The organism is Aminobacter sp. MDW-2, assembly GCF_014250155.1.
GTDB lineage: Bacteria > Pseudomonadota > Alphaproteobacteria > Rhizobiales > Rhizobiaceae > Aminobacter > Aminobacter ciceronei.
The window spans coordinates 2,382,902-2,402,497 of sequence record NZ_CP060197.1 but is presented as its reverse complement, the minus strand read 5'-3'; the positions used below and the strand labels follow the sequence as shown (position 1 = coordinate 2,402,497).

Genomic DNA, 19,596 nt, shown 5'->3' with positions numbered 1-19,596 from the left:
TCCAGGAACCTTTCCATGCGCTACGCCATCTATTTCACGCCTGAGCACGATGATCCGCTGTGCCGCATCGCGGCCGGCTGGCTCGGGCGCGATGCGTTTGGCGGCGCAGTCACGGCAGCAAAGGCGTTTGGCGCGCTGTCGGCCGCGGAGGTTGCGTTCCATACGGCGGCAGCCCGGCGCTACGGCTTCCATGCCACGCTCAAGGCACCGTTCCGCCTCGCCGACGGCATGACCGAGGTTGGCCTCATCGATGCGGTCGACGCCTTTGCAAATGCCACCGTGCCGTTCGACATACCACGCCTGAAACTCGCCCAGATCGACGGCTTTTTCGCCCTCGTGCCGGCGGAGCCGCTGCCTGAGCTCGACCGCTTCGCCGGCGATGTGGTGATGGCGTTCGAACCATTCCGCGCACCGTTGAGCGACGCCGAGATTGCCCGCCGCAACCCCGATGCGCTGTCGCCGAGGGAATGCCGCAACCTCAGCCAGTGGGGCTACCCTTACGTTTTCGACACCTTCCGTTTCCACATGACCCTGACCGGCCGCATCGCGGCCGAAGAAGCCGCGCGCGTGCGCGTCGCAATCGAGGAATGCCTGGGCGACACACTCGACAAGCCGGTGCCGGTGGATGGCCTGGCCGTGTTCGTCGAGCCGTCTCCGGGTGCGCCGTTCGAAGTGCGGACCTATCGCGCACTGGGCAAGCAAGCTGAAAGAAAGACCGCCTGAGATGACCGACCTTGTCCTGAAGAATGCCCGCATCGTCCTGGCCGACGAGGTGATCGACGGCTCGATCGTCGTCCGTGACGGCAGGATAACAGAGATTTCGACCGGCCCGAGCGCCATCGGCGAGGACATGGCCGGCGACTACGTCATTCCCGGCCTCGTCGAGCTTCACACCGATCACCTCGAAGGCCACTACGCGCCGCGACCGCGCGTGCGCTGGAACCCGATTGCCGCCGTGCTCGCCCATGACGCACAGGTGGCGTCGGCCGGCATCACCACCGTCTTCGACGCGCTGCGCGTCGGCATGGACGAGGATGCCGACATGACGGCCGCCGACATGCGCCTGCTTGCCGATGCGATCGAAGACAGCGTGCGCGCCGACCGCGTCCGCGCCGATCACTTCATCCACCTGCGCTGCGAAGTCTCCGCCGGCGACTGCCAGGACAGCTTTGCCGTCTTCGACGGCGACGACCGCGTCAAGCTGGCCTCGCTGATGGACCACGCGCCCGGCCAGCGCCAGTTCGTCAACCTCGAAACCTACGCTTACTACTACCAGCGCAAGCTCAAGCTGAACGACGTCGAGTTCCAGAAATTCTGCGACAAGCGCATGGGCGATTCCGCCCGCAATTCGGCCCCCAACCGGCAGGCGATCTCAGCTGCCTGCCACGCGCGCGGCATCGTCTTGGCGAGCCATGACGACGCCACCACGGCACATGTCGATGAGGCGATCGCGCAAGGCATTCGCGTTGCCGAATTCCCGACCACGCTCGAAGCCGCCAACGCCTCGAAGGGGGCCGGCCTCGGCGTGCTGATGGGCGCGCCCAACGTCATGCGCGGCGCCTCGCACTCAGGCAACGTCTCGGCCCGTGCCCTTGCCGAACACGGCCTGCTCGACATCCTGTCGTCCGACTATATCCCCTTCAGCCTGATCCAGTCGGCCTTCTTCCTTGGCGAAGTCGTCGACGGCATCTCGTTGCCGCAGGCAATGGCGATGGTGTCGAAGAACCCGGCAGACGCCGTCGGCCTGACCGACCGCGGCGTCATCGAAGCCGGGCGCCGTGGCGATCTGGTGCGAGTGCGGGTCGACGAGCATGTGCCGGTCGTGCGCACCGTCTGGCGCGAAGGCCGCCGCGTCGCCTAAGCCACTCCAGGAACTGGCGCGTTTTGCAACTTCCAGCAAGACGCCCTAGGCGCCGACCTTCTCTTCCTCATTGAGGCCGATCAGGGTCTGCTCCATATCGGGCTCGTCGCCGGAGCAGACGCACAGCATTTCCGCATCGCCCTCGCCGACCGAGAGGTAGGCGTGGCCCATGGTGCTGTCGATATAGACGCTTTCGCCAGCCTTGAGCCGCACCGGCGCATATTGCTCGGTGTGGACCTCGATCTCGCCTTTCAGCACGATCAGGAACTCCTCGCCGGCATGGCTGGTCAGCGGACCGAACTGCTCGAGTGTGCGCGCCCGTGCATCGGCCAGAATCGGCACCATCCGCTTTCGCACCAGATCGGTGGCGAGATAATAATAGTCGTAGTTGCGCGTCAGCTGGCGCAGCGTCGTGCTCTTCGACGTCACCGACCGGCGCGTACGCGCCGTGGGCTGCTTTGAATCGCCACTCAACAGCTCGGTGACATGGATGCCGAGCCCGCCGCATATCTGCAGCAGCTTGTCGTAGGTCAGCGACATCTGGTCGTTCTCGACTTTTGACAACGTCGACACCGCGACGCCGGTGAGGTGGCTGACGTCCTGAAGCGTCCAGCCATGTTGCCGTCTCAGGTTGCGCAGGCAGTCGCCGAGATTCGGCTGTTCGGACATTGGCATCTCCATCACCTGACTATGTTAGCTAGTCCAACTCCTTCCTTGTCGCAAGATTCACCCATATTTTTCCTATCCGCTAATTATTGACCAGATCAGAAAATGATTTTACGAATGGCCATGCATTCCACGTCCCACACCCCCAGAGTTATCGTCATTGGCGGCGGCATTGCCGGCCTTTCGCTCGCAGCCGCAGTCCAGCAATGGGCCGAGGTGACGGTGATCGAACGCGAATCCCAGCTCGGCTACCACGCCAGCGGGCGCTCCGCTGCCCTGTTCACCGAAACCTACGGCAACACGCTGGTCCGCGCCCTGTCGGTGGCAAGCCGGCAGGCCATCATCGATGGCGGCTTCATCGAGCATGTGCGTGGCGCCCTGCATTTCGGCGGCCCCGACGACGACGATGCCATCGACAAGCTCGCTGCAGAGTACCAGGCACTGGTGCCATCAGTGCGGCGGCTGTCGCCTCGGGACGTTAGCGAGCTGGTGCCGCTGATCGCGCCGGAGCGGACCTGCGGTGCCGTCTACGAACCGGGTGCCGTCGACATCGACACCGGCAAGATGGTCCAGGCCCAGGCCTCGGCACTGAAGGTATCGGGCGGCAAGATCGTTACCGGCGCTGATGTGCTCGAAATCAAGCGCACGCCGGAAGGCTTCCGCGTCGTCACGGCATCGGGCATCCACGACAGCGACATCGTCGTCAACGCGGCAGGCGCCTGGGTCGACGTCATCGCCGGCCGTGCCGGCCTGTCCGGCCTCGGCTTCATGCCCAAGCGGCGCACCGCCTTCCTGTTCGACCCGCCCGCCGGCGTCGATGTGCGCAAATGGCCGCTCGTCGTCGACCTGCACGAGCGCTTCTATTTCAAGCCTGATGCAAGCCGCCTGATCGGCTCACTCGCCGACGAGGCCGACACAGAACCCTGCGACGCCTATCCCGAGGACATCGACGTCGCCACCGCCGCCTACAACATCGAGAAAGCGACCGGTCTCGATGTCGGCCGGCCGTCGACGCCCTGGGCCGGCTTGCGAACCTTTGCGCCAGACCGCACGCCGGTCGTCGGCTTCGACCCCCGCCTGCCCGGCTTCTTCTGGCTCGGCGGCCAGGGCGGCTACGGCTTCCAGGTGTCGCTGACATTGGCCCGTTTGGGATCGGCACTGATGCGCGGCGAGCCACTGCCTGATGATCTCGTCGAACTCGGCGTAACCTATGGCGCGCTCGCGCCGGACCGTTTCGTGCAGGCGAACGGCATCGGCGCCGTGGGCACGTAGACCTCAGGCAGCAAGCATCTCGGCGCTGTGGGAGGAGAACCGCTGCGCGCCACAACCAACCATAAAGGGAGCGATAACAATGACTTCTTCTGGCATGTTTCTGCGTTCGGCGCTTGTCGCCTCGACCATGATGTTCGGCGGCCAGGCCTACGCCAAGACACTTGTCTATTGCTCGGAGGCCAGCCCCGAGACCTTCAACCCGATGCTGACGGTGGCGGACTCCACCATGGATGCGGCCGCCAAGACGATCTTCAACCGCCTCGTCGAATTCAAGCCGGGCACCACCGAAGTCGGACCTGCCCTGGCAGAGAAATGGGACGTCTCCGAAGACGGCAAGGTCTACACCTTCCATCTCCGCAAGGGCGTGAAGTTCCATTCCAACGACACCTTCACGCCATCGCGCGAGTTCAACGCCGACGACGTGCTCTACACCTTCGAACGCCAGCGCGACACCGCGAACCCCTATCACAAGCTGTCGAACGCATCTTACGAGTACTTCTTCGGCCTCGGCATGGGCTCGATGATCAAGAGCATCGAGAAGGTCGACGACTACACGGTGCGCTTCACCCTGACCGAAGCCAACGTCACCTTCCTCGCCGGGGTCGCGCTCGACTACCTCTCGATCCTGTCGCTCGAGCAGACCGAAAAGATGGTCGCCGCCGGTACGCCCGAAATCATCGACCAGCGCCCGGTTGGCACCGGCCCATTCATCCTGCAGGCCTACCAGCAGGACGCCCAGATCCGTTACGTCGCCAACAAGGACTACTGGAACGGCGCGCCCAAGATCGACACGCTGATTTTCGCCATCACGCCGGAGCCTGTGGTCCGCGTCACCCGCATCAAGGCCAATGAATGCCAGGTCGCCGCCCCGCCGCCGGCCGCAGCACTTGCCGAGATCAAGGACAATCCCGAGATCGATATCCTCAGCCAGCCGGGCCAGAACATCGGCTCCGTCGGCTTCAACACCGAGCACAAGCCGCTCGGCGACGTGCGCGTGCGCACGGCACTTGCCAAGGCGATCAACCGCCAGGCCATCGTCGAAGCGGTCTATCAGGGCGCCGGCAGCCTGGCAGGCAGCGTGGTGCCGCCGATGCAGTTGGGTGCCGTCACCGACGCAGCGATCGACTACGATCCGGAAGGTGCGAAGAAGCTGCTGCAGGAAGCAGGCCTCGACGCCGGCACCAACATCAAGCTCTGGGCCATGCCGGTGTCGCGCCCTTATAATCCCAACGCCCGCCGCATGGCCGAGATGATCCAGGCCGATTGGGCGGCTGTCGGCGTCAAGTCGGAGGTCGTCACCTTCGAGTGGGGCGAATACCTGACCCGCACCGGCAAGGGCGAGCACGACGCCTATCTGCTCGGCGGTTCGAGCGACAATGGCGATCCGGACAACATGCTGTCCTTCTCCTTTGCCTGCGACGGCGTGAAGGGTGGCTCGAACCGCTCGCGCTGGTGCAATCCCGAGTTCGACAAGCTGCTCGCTGCCGGCCGCGTCACATCAGATCCGGAGAAGCGCGCCAAGATCTACCGCGCCGCTCAGGCGATCCTGAAGGCAGAGGTGCCTGAAGCGCCGATCGCCCACTCGGTGGTCTCGATCCCGGTGCGCAAGAGCGTGCTCAACTATGTGATGGATCCGTTCGGCCGGCAGAATTTCGCCGCCGTCGACGTCGCCGAGTAAGGCAAGCAACGGAGAAAGCAGACAGTCATGCGCGAAGACCTGAACCGTCTGCTCGAAACCTACCGCGCCGAGGGCGCGGTAGGCGCCTCCCTCGCCTTCGCGCGTGGCGACGGCGAGGTCGTTGCCGTCACCGCGGGCGTATCGGACAAGCAGTTCAACCTGCCCGTCACACCGGACCAGCTGTTCAAGATCGGCAGTTGCACCAAGACCTTCGTCGCGGCGGCGCTGATGAAGCTCGCCGAGGACGGCAAGGTCGATCTCGGCGCGCCGATTTCAGCCTGGTTCCTCGACCTGCCGCGATCGGGCGAGGTGTCGGTGCGCCAGCTGATCAACCATCGCGGCGGCTTGCCGGAGTTCGAATACGACATCCCGATGGACCCGAGTCGGACCTGGACGCCGGCCCAACTGGTCGAGCTCGCCTTCAACATCGGCGGGCAGACTGCACCCGGCGGCCCTGCGGTCTACAACAACACCGGCTATGTGTTGGCCGGCATGCTGATCGAAGCGGCATCCGGCCTGTCGCTCGGCGCCTATCTCCGCGAAAAGGTCCTCGGACCGCTCGGCCTCGAGGACACATGGTCGCCGGCGACCGAAAGTTTTCCGTCCGGGCGCATCGTGCGCGGCTACTATCATCGTCCGAAGCCTGTGACAGGTGCCAGCGCGACGCTGGCCGACGGCGGCGAGATGTGGCGCATGGACGGCGTGCTGCCCTATTCCGACGATTTACAGGACTCCTCGGACAGCTTTCCCTTTTCCGGCGCCTATGGCTGCGGCGACATGGTGTCGACGCCGAGTGACATGGTGGTCTTCATGCGTGGGCTGTTTGACGGCAGCCTCCTGCCGGCACCGCTGTTCCGCGAAATGAGCGAGAACCGCGCAGAAGTCAGCTTTCCCGGAACCCGGATGCGCGAGACAGGTGCCGGCCTGTTCCAGAGCAGCTACGCCGACCGCCCGTTCTTCGGCCACCAAGGCAGCATTCCGGGCTACGTCGCCGTCATGCAGCACGAGCCCAGGTCCGGCCTGACGGTGGCCATGGCCTGCAATGCCGGCTCGGGCAACCGCCTGTCCTTCTATGCCAGCAGCATGCACACCGTGTTCGACCAGGCCATCAGGATCATCCTGAGGGGATAGCGCACCGGCCCCGAAATCGGGACCGATTTCAGGAAAGCACGACGCGCAGTTCCAATGCGTTCAGACGCCCAGGCCGGCGGCCATCTGGCGAAGGTCAACGCCGAGTTCGGACGTCACCTCCAGCGCGCGGTCGTCGCGCGCTGGAGCGCCATTCGCCTGATGATGCGCGGCCAGTACGCGGTCGCGCTCGCGGATCAGCGCCCTGATCTCCTCGCCATAGAGCGCCAGCACGGCACTCAGCCAGCGATTGACCAGGTAGGACGGCCGGGCAAAATGCAGGTCGAAGCGCGGCAAGAGCGCGATCGTCGCCTCGGCCTCCAACCAGTTGTCGCCGACGACCCATTGGTTGACGGTGAACAGACGCAGCAGCCGGCCATAGGCGTCGACGCCGACCGCCACCACGTGGTGGATCGGCCCGTTGGCGCCTTCCGGCCTGACGAAGCAATGGAAATGACCGTGTTCGGCCTGCCCCTCCTGCGGCGGGTGGCTGTGATAATACCACTGCGCACCCGTCTCAGCGTCGAACACGTCGCCTTGGGGAAAATGCTCCCAGGCGGCCACCGACTTGGCCTCGCGCAGCGTCTCGAGCAGCACGTTGCTGCTCGATTTCGCCAGCACCTGCTCGCAAAACAGCGCCTGTCGCGCCGCCTCCACTCTCACCTCGTCCATCCTTGGCCTCCGGGCCGCAGCTTGGCCTATTGCGGCTGGGCCGCGCAAGGCGAGGCTGCGGGAGCGGCAGCGCATGGAGATGCGGCAGGTGCGGGAGCTGCCGCGCAGGGCGAGGCAGCGCCGCAAGGGGCGACGGCCGCCGGAGCGGGTGCCGCCGAGCAAGGCGAAGCTGCTGAACATGGCGACGCTGCCGCGCATGGGGATGCTGCGGCACAAGGAGCGGCCGCGGCACAAGGCGATGCGGCCGAGCAGGGCGAAGCTGCGGCACGAGGCGAGCCTGCAGCGCACGGGTTACCGGCGGCGCAGGGCGTTGCCGGCGCGGCGGCAGCGGGTGCAGCCTTCGGCACGGCAAAGCGGTAATGGTCGACGGCGACGGCCGAGGTGGCGGCGAGGAAGGCCGTGCCGAACAGCAGAGTGTTGCGCGCGCTCATTTCTTGAACCCATCGAGACCGAAGAGCGGACGTAGAGCGACACCGCCGAGGCTGCCGACAAAGGCCGAGGCGAACCACAGCCAGCCATGCACACTGCCCGAGGCGATGCCGGAAAACAGCGCACCGACATTGCAGCCGAACGACAGCCGCGCGCCATAGCCCATCAGCACGCCGCCGATGGCCGCCGCCAGGAACGAGGCGAAAGGCACATGCACCTTGGGCGCGAACTTGCCGGCGAGGCCTGCCGCCAGCGCGGCTCCCAGGATGATGCCGAAATTCATCACCGAGGTGATGTCGGCGAGCACGCTGGAGCCCAGCGCCTTGGCCGGCCCGGGCCAGGTCCAGAACGCCCAGGTCTCGACCGGCACGCCGACCGCCTGCGCCACCTTGGCGCCCCACAGGCCGAAGCCGAAGGTCACCGACCACGGATGGCCGGCAGTGACCAGCGTCGCGACGTTGAGCCCGGCGAGCAGAAGCCCTGCCCCGATCAGCGGCCACGGACCGTGCAGCAAGCGGCCCAGGCCCTGGCGTGGCGCGGGTTTTGCCGTCTCGATGGCGCCATGGGCACGACGCTCGACCAGCACGGTGAGGCCGGCGACGGCCGCCAGGCCGACAAGTGTAACGATCACTCCGCCCGTCACGCCAAGTGTTTTGCCGAGACTGATCTCGGGCAGCGACGGCAGCGCCAGCCACCACGGCAGATGGGCCGTGCCGACGACAGCGCCGACGATGAAGAAGATCAGCGTCACCAGCATGCGCGAACTGCCGCCGCCGACGGTGAACAAAGTACCCGAGCCGCAGCCGCCGCCGAGTTGCATGCCGAGACCGAACATCGCGGCACCCACCAGCACCGACACGCCGACCGGCGCGAAGGCGCCGACGAGCGCCTGGCCGTTGAAGCTGCCGAGCGACAAAAGCGGAATGAAGACGACCGCTGCCGCGGCGATCATCAGCATCTGGGCGCGGATGGCATTGCCACGCTGCTCGACGACGAAGCGGCGCCAGCCGCCAGTGAAGCCGAAGGCGGCGTGGTAGAGCGTCAGCCCAAGCAGGCCGCCTATCACAAACAGCACCGCCTGGCGCGTGTCGATCACCTGGCCGATGGCGAGCCCGCCGAGGATCAAGGCAAGCCCGACAAAGACGACAGGTCCCTTGTCGAGGTTGACGCCAGCGACAGGTGCCGGCGCGGTGGCATTTATCTCAGTCATTTCAGATCAGTCCGGGACATTCTGGAAGTGTAGGCGTGGCCGCTGCAAACGAAGATGTCCAGGATCGCTCCCGGACATCGTCATGTCGGCCCTGCCCTCTGGCGATCAGTTGCCGGGCTGCACGGGGCGTGCCGGATCGGCGGCCCATTCGGCCATCGAGCCATCATACATCTTGGTGTTCTTGTTGCCCTCGACCTCGCTCAGGCCGAACCACACCACCGACGCCCAGTGGCCGGTGTTGCAGAAGGCGATGTTCTGCTCGTCCTTGGCCAGGCCAACGGACTGCGACAGGCTTCCAACCGCTTCCTTCGACGCAAAGGACGCCTTTTCCGCGTCATAGAGCTTGCTGTTTTCGAGATTCTTCGAGCCGGGAATGGTGCCGGCAACACGGACGACAGGGCTCTTCGCCTCGCCCTTGAACTGCGCGGCCGGGCGACCGTCGATCAGTTTGATGCCTTTGGCGCGTGCCTTTTCGACATCGGCGGTCGTGGCCAGAAGCTCCTTCTTCAGCTCGCCCGTGAAGGCGACCGCCGCGGGCTTGGTGACATCGGTTGCCAGTTCGCCGCCGGCGGCTTCCCAGGCGCGGGCGCCGCCATCGAGGATCGACACGGCGTCATGGCCGAGCACCTTGAAGGTCCAGTAGACGCGGGTGGCGCCGCCGAATTCCGAGGAGTCGGTGCCATTCGGTACGATGACGACATGGCTGTCATTGCTGACGCCAAGGTCGCCGATGGTTTTGGTGATGGTCTCGAGCGGCGGCAGCATCCCGGGAACGCCATTCACCTCGGCCCGCCAGCCGACCGTCGAATAGGGAGCGCTGACGGCACCGGGCACGTGGCCCTTGGCGTAGGGGTTGGCGCCATCCTTGGCGGCATCGCGCACGTCGATCACGACGAGGCTCTTGTTGCCGAGGTTGGACTTGAGCCAGGCGGCGTCGACAAGCGGCTTGTCGGTCAGGCGTTCGGCCTGCGCGCCGGTGGCAAAAGCCAAACCGGCAGTAACGACTGCAGCCAACAGAGAAAAGCGCATCGGACAACTCCAGGAGAAAACGATTCCAAAAACAGACAATGAGAGCAACAGTAATCCGGAATCGCGACATGAACACGCCATCCGAGACCCAAAGCGGCGGGGATCTCGAAACAGAATACGCGAAACATGGATAAAATTGGGAAACAATTCCATGCATCATGCCGCATGTTCATATGCGGGCAAAAGAATATAACCCCTTCACAAATCGGCCTATTACGACGAATTTCTGATCGACGCCGCCGAGCCGATGATTTGGGCCGCAGCAACGGCTCATGAGGGGACAAGAGGCATGCGTTTGTTCAAGGCGATGGTTGCGGCGATGTTGGGGATGGCGCTCGCCGTTTCGGTTGCGTTCGCCCATACGCCTGACGATACGCTTGTTGTCGCCGATGCCATCGACGACGTCGTGACCCTTGACCCGGGCGAGGTCGGCGAGGTCGGCGGCGTGCTGACCAGCAGTCAGATCTACCAGTCGCTGCTCACCTTCGACGTCGACGACCCGACCCGCATCAGGGGCCTGCTCGCCGAAAGCTGGGCGATTTCGCCCGACGGCAAGACCTTCACCTTCAAGATGAACCCGAAGGCGCGCTTTGCCTCGGGCAATCCGGTGACAGCGTGGGACGCCGAATTCTCACTGAGGCGGGTCATTCACCTCAAGTCGCGCTCGGCCTTCATCATCGGCCAGTTCGGCTTTTCGCCTGACAATGTCGACGACCGCATCAGGGCGCTGGACGACCAGACCCTGGTCATCACCCTTGCCGAAACCTATTCGCCGAGTTTCCTGTTCTACTGCCTGTCGTCCTACATGGGCGCAATCGTCGACAGCAAGATCGTCAAGGCGCAGGAAGTAAACGGCGACTATGGCAATGGCTGGCTGAAGGCACAGAACTCCGCAGGATCGGGGCCGTTTGCGCTCAGCAAATGGCAACCGAGGGAGTCGATCCTGCTGACCCGCAACGACAATTATTGGGGCGAGCCGGCCAAGGTCGAGCACGTGCTCATCCGCCATGTCGCCGAAAGCTCGGCCCAGCGCTGGTTGCTCGAAACCGACGAGATCGACATCGCAAACCGGCTCGGGCCCAACGATTTCGACACGCTCACCAACAACCCGAAGCTGTCCATCGTCCATGGTCGCTCGGGCAACATCTATTACATGGGCCTGAATGTCAGGAACCAGTATCTCGCCAATCCCAAGGTGGTCGAGGCGATGAAGTACCTCGTCGACTACCAGGGCATCGTCGACACCATTTCACGCGGCACCATGGAAGTTCACCAGACGCTGGTGCCCAACGGCTTCCTCGGCGCCATCGCCTATACGCCGTTCAGCTTCAACGTCGAAAAGGCGAAGGCGGTGCTGGCCGAAGGCGGGGTCAGCGGCGAGTTCTCGCTCGACATGGTGGTGTGGGACACCCAACCCTTCACCGATTTCGCCAAGGCAATCCAGGCCACCATGTCGCAGGCGGGCGTCCATCTCAATCTGCAGGTGATCGGCGGCCGCGAATGGCTCGAGCGCTACCGCAACCACGACCTCGACATCTGGCTTGGGCTATGGGGGCCTGACTATCCCGACCCGCACTCCAACGCCAAGGCCTTCGCCGTCAACAAACAGGATGCTCCCGACGGCTCCGACAGCCTGGCCGACCGCTTCGGCTGGAACGCCGGCCGGCTTTCGCCCGATGCCATGGCTGCGGTGCGCGAGCAGGACACGGCCAAGCGCAAGGCCATGTATGAGGCGATCCAGAAGGTGCATACGGACACCTCCCCCTTCATCATGATGTTCCAGGAAGTGCGCAAGGTCGGCGTCAGCGCGCGGGTCAAGGGCCTGATGATGGGCACGACCTTTGCCGACGACCGCTATTGGGCGGTATCCAAATAAACGGCCCCAGCCGGGGCTATATCCGCTGCATCCAACAATAAACCGGGCGGCTGTCGCCGCCCGGGATCTCCAGCATGTTGCCCGATCAGGTTCGGTCAGGCTCAGCCACCGGCGCCGCCACCCGAGCCGCCGCCGGCTCCACCGGCACCGCCACCCGAGCCGCCGCCGGCTCCACCGGCACCGCCACCCGAGCCGCCACCGGCTCCACCGGCACCGCCGCCACCAGTATCGCCATCTTCGCTGCCGCCGCCGCCGCCGCCACCGCCGCCGCCACCGCCGCCGCCGCCACCGCCGCCACCGCCGCCGTCGCCGTCGCCATCACCGTCGCCATCGCCATCACCGTCGCCATCACCGTCGCCGTCGCCGTCGCCGTCGCCATCACCACCGCCGTCACCGTCGCTTCCGGTGCCGCCGTCATCGCCGTCATTCTCGCTACCGGCCAATACGGCCGCGATCAGCGACGTGGTCAGTGGTGGGCATTGCGCCAGTTCGTCAGCCGACATGATGCTGCTGCGATTGAGCGCGATGCAGCACATTTCATAATTGCTTTGGGAAAGTGGCTGGCATTGCGCGGCCGTCATGCGTGGCCGGATGTTGCTCTGGGCTGATGCGGGGAAAACAAAACTGACCGCCGCAAGAGCCGAGGAAACCAGCAGAATCGTGTGAATCCTGCGCACGCAGGTTGGGTACGTCGTCATTTCTTCCTCCTGAGGGAAAAAACGCGCCCGTCCCCAAACTGGCGCTATGATCACGCGTTCCGATCATCGGAAACACTTTGTTAAGCATACAACCTTTTGAAATCGGTGCAAAGGCCGCCCGCATGGGTTGATTTATCTAGCTCTAATATGCTGTCTGCTAGTACCCGTTGAGAGGGGAACAGCACATGTACAAGTTCGCGGCACTTGTTGCGATCGCCTTGCTTACGGCTGGCTGCAGCCAGTCTGTCACCTCCGGATCAAGCATGAGTACGGTCGGCTATGCCTTTGCCCCGCCGGCGGCAAATACCTTTTGCACTAGACAACCCGGACTATGCAGCACCGCCGGCAAGACCAAGGTGATGGCGCTGACGGAGGCGCGCATGAACGACCTCAAGCGGGTCAATGTCTCGGTCAACCAGCGCATCCGGCAGCGCGAGGACATCGCCACGACAGGACGTGACGACGACTGGCGGCTGCCGACATCGGTGGGCGACTGCGAGGACATCGCCATTCTCAAGAAGAACGAGCTGCGCAAGCTCGGCTGGCCGGCATCCACGCTTCTGTTGACCGTCGCCACCTATGGCGGCACCGGACACACGGTGCTGACGGTCCGCACCGACAGCGGCGACCTCATCCTGGACAACCGCACCGGCGCCATCAGGAACTGGAAAAGCACGCCCTACCGCTACTTTGCGCGGCAGTCGCAGTCGGAAAGCGGAAGGTGGACGCGGATCGGCGTTTGAGGATGCCCAGCCCGCTCAGTGCGGGAATTGATTTTCCTCGACGATCTTCCAGATCTGCCGGTTGATGTCCCTGATCGCCTCGATCGAGGCCGAGATGCGATGCATCTCGTTGTCGTCCAGCTCCTCGTTCTTGCCGTAGCGGACGCTGTCCTTGCTGTCGAAGATGCGCATCAGCTGGGTGCTGGCGCGAGTGCCGGTCTCGTCGAAAGAATAGATGCAGTGGCTGTACTTGTTGCGCAGCTTGCCCTGGTGGGTCAGTTGGTCGGCCACCGACAGCACGGCGTCGCGGCAGGCCTGCGGTGTCTTCGCCATCTTTGCGAGGCGCTCGACAAGATCAAGGCGCGCACGCGTCGTATTAAGAGTGAGGAAGATGATGATCGCCGTTTCCTTGTCGACCTTGGCAAGACCGGCGATCAGATAGATGAGCAGGCTTTCGGTGTTGGTCCAGGTGTAGTTCAACTGGCCAACGGTAAGCAGCACGTCCTGGAAACGCGGCATCGCGCGCTCATGACAAGGTATGCTGAGCGTGCGGCACGACGCCGTCGCTGCTGACGCGACGATCGCCGACGCTGTCGCGCCGCTTGTGATAGACCGCCGCCGCCTCGGTGCGATTGTGCGCGCCAAGCTTGGTGATGATGTTGTGCAGGTGGATCTTCACCGTATGCTCGGACAGCCCGAGCGCCGCGGCGATCAGCTTGTTCTGCAGGCCGCGTGCAACCATCGCCAGGATCTGCAGCTCGCGCTCCGTGAGTTCGTCGAAATCGTCGGTTTCGCCGTCCTGCGCGACGGGCGCCTTCGGTGACGGGGCTTCAAGATTGGCGATCGGTCCGAGCACTCCGGCGCGGCGTCGTTCGACGATCGGCTCGAACAAGGACAGCGGGAAATACTCGCCGCCGCGCAACACCAGGCGCACCACCGACAGCCAGACGTCAAGCTTCAGGTTCATCGGCAGAACACCACGAACGTTCCGCGCGGTGACGACATCACGGATCGAAACCTCCTGCCTGCCGTCTTCCTGGATCAGCATGACCTGTGCCGAGGGGTGCAGAAGCGCCAGCCGTTCGGACTGGGCCGCGACCTGCGGCAGTTGCTTGGCTTCGACCAGGATCAGCGAAACCGGAGCCTCGAAGCCGACGCACGCATCGGCAAGCGTCGGCACCTGCTCGACAGTGATCCAGTGAAATTCGCGTTCGATTGCGAAAATCAGGCTCTCCGACACGAAATCGGCCGGAGCGACGATCAGCAACGTCTTGCAGGTCTTCTGTGCGGAGCCATCTGCTCCGTTAGCGCGGCGTGCGCTGGGAATAGCCACTCGGTACATGAGGTCTCCCACCCAATGTTCACAAAGCTATTTCTTCCCCCATTGCCGCCTAAGGGGAGCATTAGTTAATAGCATATACGTCTTGTTAACGGTTCGGTATATCCAAGATGAGCTATCGAGGGCGCTGATGTAGCCCATCCGGTCAATTGGACCGCCGCGCGAGCTAGCCCTTCGGCCTAAGCTGACCTGCCCGATCGAGCGATCAACGCTGCGTTTTTTCATCCGCAACAAGCAGCCGGAACTTGGCCGTTTCCCAGATCGACGACACGTAATTGTACAGTGATTGCAATAGCTCAATATTTCCCGCCGATTCTCGGCTGCAATAGCTAGATCGCTATCGCGAGTTCTTGGGCCGCCCGCCCAAACAGCCTAGCGCGAACTGTCAGCTTACAATTTCGGGGTCACGGCCACAGACTTTGTTGGTTCAAGCAACATGGGCGTGGGTGCTTGAGAATCCGCAATAAGTCGCGATTTGGGCCAGCTGTAGCGGCCTTGCGTTCACGACATTGTGAGAATCCAAGTCTCCCACCCCCGCCAGCAAGGGGAGGGCTTCCACCGACCAGAATGAGTTCAGGGTACCCGGCTATCAGTCCCCTCAGCCTGGCGACCCTTCGTTTCTCCATCGAAAACTCAACCGTCCGCGTGAACCCGAGACCGTGTTAGAGATGAAAACGGTCAAGTGATCGCGGTCCCAACCGAGGACAAGACGATGTCTGATCGTAACAGCAACAATCTCAATGCGTTTGGCCTGCAATTCATCGGCAACGAGATCGAATTGGGCGGCGACAGCGAGAACGAAAACAAGAACGAAAACGAGAACAAGAACGAAAACAAGTCTGAGAACGAGAACGAGAACAAGTCCGAGAACGAGAACGAAAACAAGTCCGAGAACGAGAACAAGAACGAGTCCGAAAACAAGAACGAGAACGAGAACAAGTCCGAGAACGAAAACGAGAACAAGAACGAATCCAAGAACGAGAACGAAAACAAGAACGAGAACAAGACCGAGACCAAGGTCGACGTCGACGTCGACGTTGATGTCGAGCTCGAAGGCCGTCTCGGCGACTACAAGGAAGACAACGACTTCGCCGACATCCATGCCGGCGGCGACATCAAGGGCGACGTGCTCTTCAGCAAGGACGGCGACGTCAATTACGATCCGGGCGACGACATCAGCTTCAAGGACGTGCTGACCGGCGCGATGGGCGCCAACAGCAACGCATTCGTCATCACCCAGACCGCCGACATGGTCGACAACGACAAGCTTGAAGAAGCGACCGTCAAGAACGACGGCTACTTCAAGCAAGACTTCGACGCCAAGGGCGGCCACGCATCCGCTGAAGAAGGCATCAATGCCGACGGCGGCGGCGGCGGCGGCGGCGATGCCAAGGGCGGCGAAGCCGACGGCGGCGACGGTGGCAACGCCAAGGGCGGCGAAGCCGACGGCGGCAAGGGCGAAGGTGGCCTGGCACTGAGCGCGGCCTTGGGCGGCGACGCCAAGGGTGACACCAAGGCTGACAGCGGCGACAGTAAGGGTGGCAGCGCCGACACCGACGCTGACGGCGGCAAGGGCGACGGCGGCAGGGGCGGCGATGGTGGTACCGGCCTCGGTCTCGGCCTCGGTCTCGGCCTGGGTGCCGGACTTGGAGTTGGCGCGAGCGAAGCTGACTCGGGCGATGCCAAGGGTGACGGCGGCAACGCCAAGGCCGACAGCGGCGACGCCAATGCCGATTCCGGCAAGGCTGACGCCGGCAATGGCGGCGACAGCGGCGACACCGAAGGCGGCGATGCAAAGGGCGACGCTGGCGACGGCATCGACGCATTCGTACCGATCATCCCCGTGCTGAACTTCGGTGAAGGCGGCGACGCCAAGGGCGACGGCGGCAACGCCAAGTCCGACACCGGCCGCGGCGGCGACGCCGATTCCGGCAAGGCAGACGCCGACAGCGGCGACGCCAACGCCAATGGCGGCGATGCCAAGGGCGATACCGGCGATGCACTCAGCGCAGGCTTCGGTGCCGGCTTCGGCGCAGGCTATGGCGAAGGCTCCGGTGAAGGCAATGGCGGCGGCGGTGGCGGTGGCGGCGCAGGTACCGGTGGTTCGGCGACCGCAGGCGCAGCAACGGGCGGCGCAAGCACGTCCGGCGGCGCATGGGCCTATGGCGACGGCGACGGCGGCAACGCGCTGAGCGGTGCCTGGGCTGACGGCACTGGCGGCAATGCTACGGGCGGCGCAGCCTGGGCTGGCGGCGGCGGCGGCGGCGGCACGGTCGGCGCAGCTACGGGTGGAGCCGGTGGCGCAGGTGGCGCAGGCGGCAGCTGGGGATCGGGCAACAGCGACGACGGCTATGTCACTGGTGAAAGCTTCGCCAGCGCCGACGCCATCATCGACACCAGCGCCTTCAACCAGCAGATTGTGATGGGTGCCAATCTGCAAGGCAATACGGTCGACATGACCGTTGTCGGCGGCAACTTCACCGAGACGCTGACTGGCGAAGACGACAACGCCTGATCGCCCGGCGCCGGTCGGATGATTTGCGACCAACAGCCAAACGAAACGGACTGCGCGGAGTTTTCCGCGCAGTCCTCAAACGTGACCGGCGGCGGTGCCTAGGCGCTGCTGTTCCGTTCGCAAAGGGCGGAGGCTAGGCAGATGAATTCCGTTTATTTAGACAAGGTCTCTGAAGCGATTGCCCATTTCGTCGGGTTGTTCGAGACAAACGTCGAGGAAGCGCGACAGAAGCAGGCCTATGACGGGTTCAGGGCGAACCAACAGGCCCAACAGGAGCTTCCGGACCCTCAGACCGTCGCCATCAAAGTCGATGCCTCCCATACCCTCAAGGATTTTGATCCGAATGTGCCGTATCTGGCGATGCGGCCCGAGATCGAGCAGGTCACCGTCTGGTCGAAGGTTGCCTTCACTCCTCCGGACATAGAGATACCCGACGGACCGTTCCTTCACAATTTCACCCGCCTTCCCGATGGCACCACGGTCGGATCGGGCGGTGTCGTCCTGCCTCAGATTGAGCCGCCCGGCGATTTGGCCGCTATCGTCAACCAGGAAATCCGGCTGTCCGACGACGATTATGTCGGCTTTGGCGGCAGCGGGTTGAAATTCACCCCGGCGGCGCTGGACAACAGTTCGCTCGACGAGTTGCAGCAGGCCGCGGCCGACCTGTCGCCGATCGACGACCTGACGCTTCCAGGCACGACCGAAGAGATGGCCACCTTCGTGACGACCGCCCAGGCGCGGCTCACCGGATTCAGTGGCGATGGCCATGGCAATGCGGAGGTCTTCACCACGAAGGGCGAAGCACTCGAAGGCACCTACTTCAATGGCCAGCTTGTCGACGAAGCCGACGTCCCGGACATGGAGGACTACGTCAACTTCCTCAAGGACGACGACGACGACGACGAAGAGGATGCAGGCGGCCCCGACGGCCCGCTCGACATCGACACGCCTCCGGACTCCGGCGACTTCATGGACGGCTGGGGCGACGGCACGGTGAACCCGAGCGTCGAGATCACCACCGGCGGCAACACCGTCATCAACAATGCTGTCGTGGTCAACGAATGGGTCTCGGCAGAGGTCATGGCCGTGATTGGCGACCATTACTCGCTGAACGCCATCGTGCAGATCAACGGCACATGCGATGCCGACAGCGTCGGCTCGGCGATCGGCGGCTGGCCGTTTGATCCAGGTGGCGAGAACGAGAGCTTCAACATCGCGATGTTCAAGCACATCGATCCTTCGGCAGGAGAAACCGACGCGACTCCCGACGCCCCGCCCAGCTTCCCCGCTTACTACGTGGTCACCGAAATTTCGGGCGACCTGCTGATGATGAACTGGATCGAGCAATACGCGTTCGTCATGGACAATGACATTGTCATCGCTTCCTCGTCCGGTGTGCAGTCGGTCGTTTCGACCGGCGACAACACCGCCTTCAATGGCCTCAGCCTGTACGAACTCGGCAGCTACTACGACCTCATCATAGTTGGTGGCAACGTCTACGACGCCAGCATCATCCATCAGCTCAACCTGCTGATCGACAACGACATGATCGGTGCCGTCGACGGCTTCGAGACGACTGGCGAAGGCTCCGCCTCGACGGGCGGAAACCTGCTGTGGAACCAGGCGAGCATCGTCAATGTCGGTGCAGGCACCTGCGAGCCGCTGCCGGATGGCTATGACACCGCCTCGGCTGATCTCGCTGCCGGCAACAAGGAACTGCCGACGTCCATTCTTCAGGACGCCGCCTTCGCAGGCATCGGCGTGCTGCGCGTACTCTACATCTCGGGCGACATATACAATCTGCAATACATCAAGCAGACGACCGTGGTGGGCGACAGCGACCAGGTAGCGCTTGCCATGAACGAGATGGTCGCCAATCCTGACGCGGATTGGACGATCGCCACCGGCGGCAACCAGTTGGTCAACGACGCCACGATCGTCGACGTCGACGGCTACTCCAAGATCTATGTCGGCGGCGACAGCTACTCCGATGAGATCCTAATCCAGGCCAACCTCGTGTCGAGCGAGCCGGATCTGGGAGGGCAGGACCCGGACACACTTGTCAGTGAAGCTGTGGCTTTCCTCGATGACAGCAATGGCGACGACACCGGCGACGCTTCCCAAGGCACCAACATCGCACCGCAAGCCGCAGATTCCGGATCGGCCGACGTCATGCAGCACATGCTGGGCTGAGCCGAATGAGAGGGGCGCAAGATGACTGACGACCGTGAAAGCTGGAGTGGTTTTCATAATTTGCCTGATGAAGGCGACAACCAGGACTGTTCGCCGGCACCTCCGCGGACATCGGAGCCCAAGCCCTTGCCGCAGGCTCGGCTGTCGAGTGCAATAGCTCCCCAGGAGCAGGCGCTCGACAGGCTGGAACGCTACATCGACAACGTGGTGGGCGAGTTGCGCGACGCTGCCGGCGACAAGCCGACCGCTCAGGCAGAACGCAAGTCACCGGAAACCTCGACCCCTGCGCCGCAGGCTGTACGGGCGGG

General features: G+C 63.7%; 17 protein-coding genes. 11 read left to right on the top strand and 6 right to left on the bottom strand.

Features of this window, described 5'->3' with window-relative positions; translation table 11 throughout:
* The first annotated feature begins 15 nt into the window (after positions 1-15).
* Together H5P29_RS11665 and H5P29_RS11660 are read left to right on the top strand one after the other, a co-directional pair.
* Positions 16-723, top strand: a complete 708-nt coding sequence (locus H5P29_RS11665; protein WP_067958747.1) for a DUF1045 domain-containing protein — start codon at positions 16-18, stop codon at positions 721-723.
* A gap of 1 nt (position 724) precedes the next feature.
* A complete protein-coding gene (locus tag H5P29_RS11660) occupies positions 725-1,861 on the top strand; it encodes an alpha-D-ribose 1-methylphosphonate 5-triphosphate diphosphatase (RefSeq protein WP_067958745.1) in 1,137 nt (378 codons plus the stop codon).
* A gap of 45 nt (positions 1,862-1,906) precedes the next feature.
* On the opposite strand, the gene H5P29_RS11655 is transcribed toward H5P29_RS11660, so the two are convergent.
* The gene (locus H5P29_RS11655) at positions 1,907-2,530 is read right to left on the bottom strand and encodes a helix-turn-helix domain-containing protein (protein ID WP_154386860.1); all 624 of its coding nucleotides are present in this window, start codon (positions 2,528-2,530) and stop codon (positions 1,907-1,909) included.
* Positions 2,531-2,644: 114 nt separating this feature from the next.
* On the opposite strand from H5P29_RS11655, the gene H5P29_RS11650 reads away from it, so the two are divergent.
* The 3 genes from H5P29_RS11650 (at position 2,645) to H5P29_RS11640 (ending at position 6,608) form a co-directional block, all read left to right on the top strand.
* On the top strand, positions 2,645-3,799 hold the full coding sequence (locus H5P29_RS11650; protein WP_246670882.1) for an FAD-binding oxidoreductase: 1,155 nt from the start codon (positions 2,645-2,647) through the stop codon (positions 3,797-3,799).
* A gap of 79 nt (positions 3,800-3,878) precedes the next feature.
* Positions 3,879-5,477, top strand: coding sequence for an ABC transporter substrate-binding protein (locus H5P29_RS11645; protein ID WP_185910338.1), 1,599 nt, complete (start codon positions 3,879-3,881; stop codon positions 5,475-5,477).
* 27 nt (positions 5,478-5,504) lie between these two features.
* Complete coding sequence (locus tag H5P29_RS11640) at positions 5,505-6,608, top strand: serine hydrolase (protein WP_154386861.1); 1,104 nt, start codon at positions 5,505-5,507, stop codon at positions 6,606-6,608.
* A 60-nt stretch (positions 6,609-6,668) separates the two neighbouring features.
* On the opposite strand, the gene H5P29_RS11635 is transcribed toward H5P29_RS11640, so the two are convergent.
* A complete protein-coding gene (locus H5P29_RS11635) occupies positions 6,669-7,277 on the bottom strand; it encodes a hypothetical protein (protein ID WP_067966218.1) in 609 nt (202 codons plus the stop codon).
* A 21-nt stretch (positions 7,278-7,298) separates the two neighbouring features.
* On the opposite strand from H5P29_RS11635, the gene H5P29_RS11630 reads away from it, so the two are divergent.
* Positions 7,299-7,637, top strand: a complete 339-nt coding sequence (locus H5P29_RS11630) for a hypothetical protein (RefSeq protein ID WP_154386862.1) — start codon at positions 7,299-7,301, stop codon at positions 7,635-7,637.
* Positions 7,638-7,704: 67 nt separating this feature from the next.
* Here H5P29_RS11630 and H5P29_RS11625 read toward each other — a convergent pair whose 3' ends face one another.
* Entirely contained in the window at positions 7,705-8,916 is a 1,212-nt protein-coding gene (locus H5P29_RS11625; protein WP_154386863.1) for a YeeE/YedE family protein, read from the bottom strand.
* A 105-nt stretch (positions 8,917-9,021) separates the two neighbouring features.
* Positions 9,022-9,945, bottom strand: a complete 924-nt coding sequence (locus H5P29_RS11620) for a sulfurtransferase (protein ID WP_067958735.1) — start codon at positions 9,943-9,945, stop codon at positions 9,022-9,024.
* A gap of 289 nt (positions 9,946-10,234) precedes the next feature.
* Here H5P29_RS11620 and H5P29_RS11615 point away from each other — a divergent pair, with 289 nt between their 5' ends.
* The 3 genes from H5P29_RS11615 to H5P29_RS11605 all read left to right on the top strand — a co-directional run bounded on the left by H5P29_RS11615 (position 10,235) and on the right by H5P29_RS11605 (position 13,262).
* Complete coding sequence (locus H5P29_RS11615; protein WP_067958733.1) at positions 10,235-11,821, top strand: ABC transporter substrate-binding protein; 1,587 nt, start codon at positions 10,235-10,237, stop codon at positions 11,819-11,821.
* Positions 11,822-11,895: 74 nt separating this feature from the next.
* Positions 11,896-12,429 (top strand): hypothetical protein, encoded by a 534-nt coding sequence (locus tag H5P29_RS11610; RefSeq protein WP_185910337.1) that lies wholly within the window; start codon positions 11,896-11,898, stop codon positions 12,427-12,429.
* 275 nt (positions 12,430-12,704) lie between these two features.
* The gene (locus tag H5P29_RS11605) at positions 12,705-13,262 is read left to right on the top strand and encodes a transglutaminase-like cysteine peptidase (protein WP_067958727.1); all 558 of its coding nucleotides are present in this window, start codon (positions 12,705-12,707) and stop codon (positions 13,260-13,262) included.
* Between the two features lie 15 nt (positions 13,263-13,277).
* Here H5P29_RS11605 and H5P29_RS11600 read toward each other — a convergent pair whose 3' ends face one another.
* Entirely contained in the window at positions 13,278-13,760 is a 483-nt protein-coding gene (locus H5P29_RS11600) for a hypothetical protein (protein WP_067958723.1), read from the bottom strand.
* 7 nt (positions 13,761-13,767) lie between these two features.
* Positions 13,768-14,583 (bottom strand): response regulator transcription factor, encoded by an 816-nt coding sequence (locus tag H5P29_RS11595; RefSeq protein WP_067958720.1) that lies wholly within the window; start codon positions 14,581-14,583, stop codon positions 13,768-13,770.
* 709 nt (positions 14,584-15,292) lie between these two features.
* On the opposite strand from H5P29_RS11595, the gene H5P29_RS11590 reads away from it, so the two are divergent.
* Both H5P29_RS11590 and H5P29_RS11585 read left to right on the top strand, forming a co-directional pair.
* A complete protein-coding gene (locus tag H5P29_RS11590) occupies positions 15,293-17,095 on the top strand; it encodes a hypothetical protein (RefSeq protein ID WP_067966216.1) in 1,803 nt (600 codons plus the stop codon).
* A 141-nt stretch (positions 17,096-17,236) separates the two neighbouring features.
* The gene (locus H5P29_RS11585) at positions 17,237-19,288 is read left to right on the top strand and encodes a type I secretion protein (RefSeq protein WP_154387572.1); all 2,052 of its coding nucleotides are present in this window, start codon (positions 17,237-17,239) and stop codon (positions 19,286-19,288) included.
* Positions 19,289-19,596: the final 308 nt, after the last annotated feature.